Here is a 5,127-nt window from a genome sequence, read left to right on the forward strand (position 1 = left end):
GCGGAGGCGTACGTACGCGTCGCCGCCGCATCGGCGCCCGACCGCCGCGTCATCACCGCGACCTACAAGCCATCGCTCGAGCTCGACGCCGACGTACGCGATCAGCAGGACATCCGGCAGGCGTTGCTCGACGAGATCGCGCGCCGCCGCAACGACGAGATGGACCGTGGCATCAGCCTCGTCGGCCCGCATCGCGACGACGTGACCCTGATGATCGGTGACCTGCCGGCCAAGGGATATGCGAGCCATGGCGAGGCCTGGTCATTGGCGCTCGCCCTGAGGCTCGCATCGTTCGAGCTGCTGCGCGAGGATGATGACGATCCCGTGCTGATCCTCGACGACGTCTTCGCCGAGCTCGACCAGGGCCGCCGCCAGCAGCTCGCCGAGCTCGTCGGCGATGCGGAGCAGGTGCTGGTCACCGCCGCGGTCGCCGATGATGTGCCCGAGGCGCTCAAGGGTCACCGCTTCAACGTGGCAGGAGGGGAGGTCGTCCGTGACTGAGTCCGACGGGCCCGCACCCGATGACGGCCTGGACCTGGCCCGCGACATCGCCAAGTCCTATCGAGGCAAGGGATCTCCCGTGCCCCCGTCAGGCAAGCGTCGGGTACGTCCGGCCAAGCCGGCCCGCGCCGCACGCGACGAGCCGAGCAGCCTCGCTGACCTGCTCGGCGAGGTCGTCAACGACCAGGGCTGGGACGAGCGGCTCGCCGCGCAGCGGGTGTTCACCGACTGGGCCGGCATCGTCGGGCCCGAGGTCGCCCAGCACTCCGAGGTCATCGCATTCGACGACGGCGAGGTCGAGGTGCGCACCGACTCGACGGCGTGGGCGACGCAGCTCCGGCTGCTCGCCCCGCGCATCGTGGCCAAGCTAAACGAGCTCATGGGCGACGGGTCGGTGCTGCGGATCGTGGTCCGCGGACCCCAGGCACCATCGTGGAAGAAGGGCCCACGCTCGATCCGCGGTGCCCGCGGCCCACGAGACACGTACGGCTAAGGGGTCTCGACACACCGCCTCGTCCCTCGGCGGCACTCGACCAGCGAGTACCCGGTGATCGATCGTGTCGAGGTCACTCAGCTGGGGACACGGCCGCCGCGGCCACCACGAACAGCGCCGTCACCGCCGTGACCGCCCCGAGCACCAGCGACGCCTGGGTGAATCCGACCCATCCGTACGCCGGGCGGACCCCGATCGCGACGAGGAAGGCCAGCGCCGCACCGCAGCCCAGCAGAGCGCTGACGAACGTACCGGTCACCGGGGTGCGCGGACCGTGGAAGCACAACGCGACGAACCCGGTCCAGACCAGGCTGACCGCGAGGGCGGCCACGACATCGGCGGGCCGGTGCCAGCCGGCGACGATCGTCGAGGCACCCGTGAGCGTCGTGGCGAATCCGCCGGTCGCGGCGACGAGCGGGCGTACGCCGCCGGGGGCCACGAGCAGGGCCGCGCCCACGGCACTCGCGACCACCGTGGTGTGACCGCTCGGCAGGCTGTTGAGGACGCCCAGGCCGAAGTCCGGGCGATCGAGGAACGCGTGCTTGAGGACCTGCGTCGTGATGTCGGCGCCACCGATGATGACGGCCGCGCCGATCGCGAGCCGGGCCTTGCCCCGCAGGAGGGCGACGACGCCGCAGGCGAGCGCGACCATGACGATCGCGCCGATCGAGACGTAGCCGAGACCGCTCAACAGCGCGAGCCTGGTGTCGCGACCCGCGATGACGGTGCGCATCGCCTCGTCGTCCCAGTGCTGTCCCTGGGACGACTGCAGAGCGAGGCGGATCATGACGAGAAGCGTCAGCCCCGCTGCGATCGCAGCGGCCAGCGCGGGCATCGCGGTGTCGCGGCGGGTGGCGGTCGTGCTCATTCCTCTACGATGCCCGATGGTCCCCAAGGCCGTGACGCCGCATTCCCCGGGAGATGCCGAATGGGCGACTCGGGGACACCGTGGACATACCGGAGGTCGGTGGAGGGTCCGTGCCGTCGTCACAGCCACCGTTTTGTGGCTCTCAGGGGCAAGTGACGGTCGCGACGCGCCACCCGGGAACTGTGGGTAAGCGCTGAGACGCACATAACGGCCCGTATACTGGACAAGTGAGCCAAACTCCAGATCCTGAAGCCTCGTACGACGCCAGCAACATTCAGGTCCTCGAAGGTCTGGAGGCGGTTCGCAAGCGCCCCGGCATGTACATCGGCTCGACCGGTGAACGCGGGCTCCACCACCTCGTCTACGAGGTCGTCGACAACTCGGTCGACGAAGCGCTCGCGGGCTACGCCTCCCACATCGCGGTGACCCTCCAGGCCGACGGCGGTGTCCGGGTCGTCGACGACGGCCGCGGCATCCCGGTCGACGAGCACCCCACAGAGAAGATGCCGGCCGTCACGCTGGTCCTCACCTCGCTGCACGCCGGCGGCAAGTTCGGCGGCGGCGGCTACAAGGTCTCCGGTGGTCTGCACGGCGTCGGCGTCTCGGTCGTCAACGCGCTCTCGACCAGGCTCGACGTCGAGATCAAGCGCGACGGCTACCGCTGGACCCAGTCCTTCACGTACGGCGTCCCCGACGCTCCGCTCGAGCGGCACGAAAAGACCGACGAGACCGGCACGACGACGACGTTCTACGCCAGCGAGGACATCTTCGAGAGCGTGGTCTACAGCTACGAGACGCTCAAGACGCGATTCCGCGAGATGGCGTTCCTCAACAAGGGCCTCGAGCTCGTGCTCCGCGACGACCGCGAGGAGGCGCAGGAGGCCACCGAGGGCGACACCCCCGTCGACGAGATCGAGCGCGATTGCCGGTTCCGCTTCGACAAGGGCCTGGTCGACTACGTCGAGCACATCAACGTCGGCAGCAAGTCCCCGATCCACCGCGAGGTCATCTCGATCGAGTCCGAGGACGAGTCCAAGGGACTGTCGCTCGAGATCGCGATGCAGTGGAACGACAGCTTCATCGAGTCGGTGCACACGTTCGCCAACACGATCAACACGCACGAGGGCGGCACGCACGAGGAAGGCTTCCGCGCGGCGCTGACCTCGACGGTCAACAAGTTCGCGACGGCGCAGGGTCTGATCAAGAAGGCCGCCGACAACCTCTCGGGCGAGGACATCCGCGAGGGCCTCACCGCAATCGTCTCGATCAAGCTCGAGGAGCCGCAGTTCGAGGGGCAGACCAAGACCAAGCTCGGCAACAGCGAGGCCAAGTCCTACGTCCAGACCGTTCTCTACGACGAGCTCGGTGCCTGGTTCGAGCAGCACCCGACCGAGGGCAAGACGATCGTCCGCAAGTCGATCGACGCGGCGACCGCCCGTATGGCCGCCCGCAAGGCCCGCGACCTGGCCCGCAACCGCAAGGGCTTCCTGGGCGGCGGTGGCCTGCCGGGCAAGCTCGCCGACTGCTCGTCGCGCAACCCCGAGGAGTGCGAGGTCTTCATCGTCGAGGGCAACTCCGCCGGCGGCTCGGCCAAGGGCGGCCGCGACCCGCGTACGCAGGCGATCCTCCCGCTGCGCGGCAAGATCCTCAACGTCGAGAAGGCCCGCATCGACAAGATCCTGCAGAACGCCGAGGTCCAGGCGATCATCTCGGCGCTCGGCACCGGCGTGCACGACGACTTCGACATCGACAAGCTGCGCTATCACAAGATCGTGCTGATGGCCGATGCCGACGTCGACGGCCAGCACATCTCGACGCTGCTGCTGACGCTGCTGTTCCGGTTCATGAAGCCGCTGATCGACGGCGGCCACGTCTATCTCGCGCAGCCGCCGCTCTACAAGATCAAGTGGAGCAACTCGCCCGACGAGCTCGCCTACTCCGACGCCGAGCGTGACGCGATGCTCAAGGCCGGGGCTGCCGACGGCAAGCGCCTGCCCAAGGAGCTCGGCCAGCAGATCCAGCGCTACAAGGGTCTCGGCGAGATGAACGACAGCGAGCTGTGGGACACCACGATGGATCCGGCCAACCGCATCCTCCGCCAGGTGACGCTGGAGGACGCCGCGATGGCCGACGAGATGTTCACGATCCTCATGGGCGAGGACGTCGAGCAGCGCCGGTCCTTCATCCAGCGCAATGCCAAAGACGTCCGCTTCCTCGACATCTGACCTGACAGGGCTCACTGATGACTGACACGACACCTCCCGAGCACGACCGGATCGAAGCGGTCGAGCTGCAGGACGAGATGCAGCGCTCCTACATCGACTACGCGATGAGCGTGATCGTCTCGCGCGCACTGCCGGACGTACGCGATGGGCTCAAGCCCGTGCACCGCCGCGTGCTCTACGCGATGTTCGACGGCGGCTACCGGCCCGACCGGGGCTTCTCCAAGTGCTCGCGCATCGTGGGTGACGTCATGGGTCAGTACCACCCGCACGGCGACACCGCGATCTACGACACCCTCGTACGCCTGGCGCAGCCGTGGGTCATGCGCGCACCGATGATCGACGGGCAGGGCAACTTCGGCTCGCCCGGCGACGATGGTGCCGCCGCGATGCGATACACCGAGTGCCGGCTCGCGCCGATCGCCATGGAGATGGTGCGTGACATCGACAAGAACACCGTCGACTTCCGCCCCAACTACGACGGCCGCTCGCAGGAGCCGACCGTGCTCCCGGCGCGCATCCCCAACCTGCTGGTCAACGGCTCGGCCGGCATCGCGGTCGGCATGGCCACCAACATCCCGCCGCACAACCTGCGTGAGGTCGCCGAGGGCGCCCAGTGGGCCCTGGCCCACCCCGAGGCCAGCAAGGCGGAGCTGCTCGAAGCGCTGATCGAGCGGGTCAAGGGTCCGGACTTCCCGTCCGACGCGTTGATCGTCGGCACCAAGGGCATCGAGGACATGTATCGCACGGGCCGCGGCTCGATCATGATGCGCGCGATCGTGTCGATCGAGGAGGACACCAAGGGCCGCATCCAGCTCGTCGTGACCGGCCTGCCCTACCAGGTCAACCCCGACAACCTCATGCGCAAGATCGCCGACCTGGTCAACGCCGGCCGCATCCAGGGCATCTCCGACCTCCGGGACGAGTCGTCGTCGCGCGTCGGCCGTCGCATCGTGATCGAGATCCGCAAGGACGCGATCGCCCGGGTCGTGCTCAACAACCTCTACAAGCACACCGAGCTGCAGACCAACTTCAGCGCCAAC

The 5,127-nt window shown here is 68.2% G+C and carries 4 protein-coding genes and 1 pseudogene; 4 read left to right on the forward strand and 1 reads right to left on the reverse strand.

What is annotated here, in order from left to right; translation table 11 throughout:
* A pseudogene (locus V6M46_RS18830) lies at nt 1-501 on the forward strand (DNA replication/repair protein RecF); the annotation flags it as partial.
* Nucleotides 494-994 carry a DUF721 domain-containing protein gene (locus tag V6M46_RS18835; protein WP_332667944.1) on the forward strand — a complete coding sequence of 167 codons (501 nt, stop codon included), beginning with the start codon at nt 494-496 and terminating at the stop codon, nt 992-994. The pseudogene V6M46_RS18830 and the gene V6M46_RS18835, both read left to right, overlap by 8 nt.
* A gap of 73 nt (nt 995-1,067) precedes the next feature.
* On the opposite strand, the gene V6M46_RS18840 is transcribed toward V6M46_RS18835, so the two are convergent.
* Nucleotides 1,068-1,862 carry a phosphatase PAP2 family protein gene (locus tag V6M46_RS18840; RefSeq protein ID WP_332667946.1) on the reverse strand — a complete coding sequence of 265 codons (795 nt, stop codon included), beginning with the start codon at nt 1,860-1,862 and terminating at the stop codon, nt 1,068-1,070.
* A 227-nt stretch (nt 1,863-2,089) separates the two neighbouring features.
* On the opposite strand from V6M46_RS18840, the gene gyrB reads away from it, so the two are divergent.
* Both gyrB and V6M46_RS18850 read left to right on the forward strand, forming a co-directional pair.
* Nucleotides 2,090-4,087, forward strand: coding sequence for a DNA topoisomerase (ATP-hydrolyzing) subunit B (gene gyrB / locus V6M46_RS18845; RefSeq protein WP_332667948.1), 1,998 nt, complete (start codon nt 2,090-2,092; stop codon nt 4,085-4,087).
* A 17-nt stretch (nt 4,088-4,104) separates the two neighbouring features.
* A partial coding sequence (locus V6M46_RS18850) for a DNA gyrase subunit A (RefSeq protein WP_332667950.1) occupies nt 4,105-5,127 on the forward strand: 1,023 nt, incomplete at its 3' end.

The sequence above is a fragment of the Aeromicrobium sp. genome, from assembly GCF_036676885.1.
GTDB lineage: Bacteria > Actinomycetota > Actinomycetes > Propionibacteriales > Nocardioidaceae > Aeromicrobium.

Bases quoted from the DNA above. Each gene is read 5' to 3' on its own strand.
- V6M46_RS18840 (WP_332667946.1), bottom strand. From the start codon at position 1,862: ATGAGCACGACCGCCACCCGCCGCGACACCGCGATGCCCGCGCTGGCC.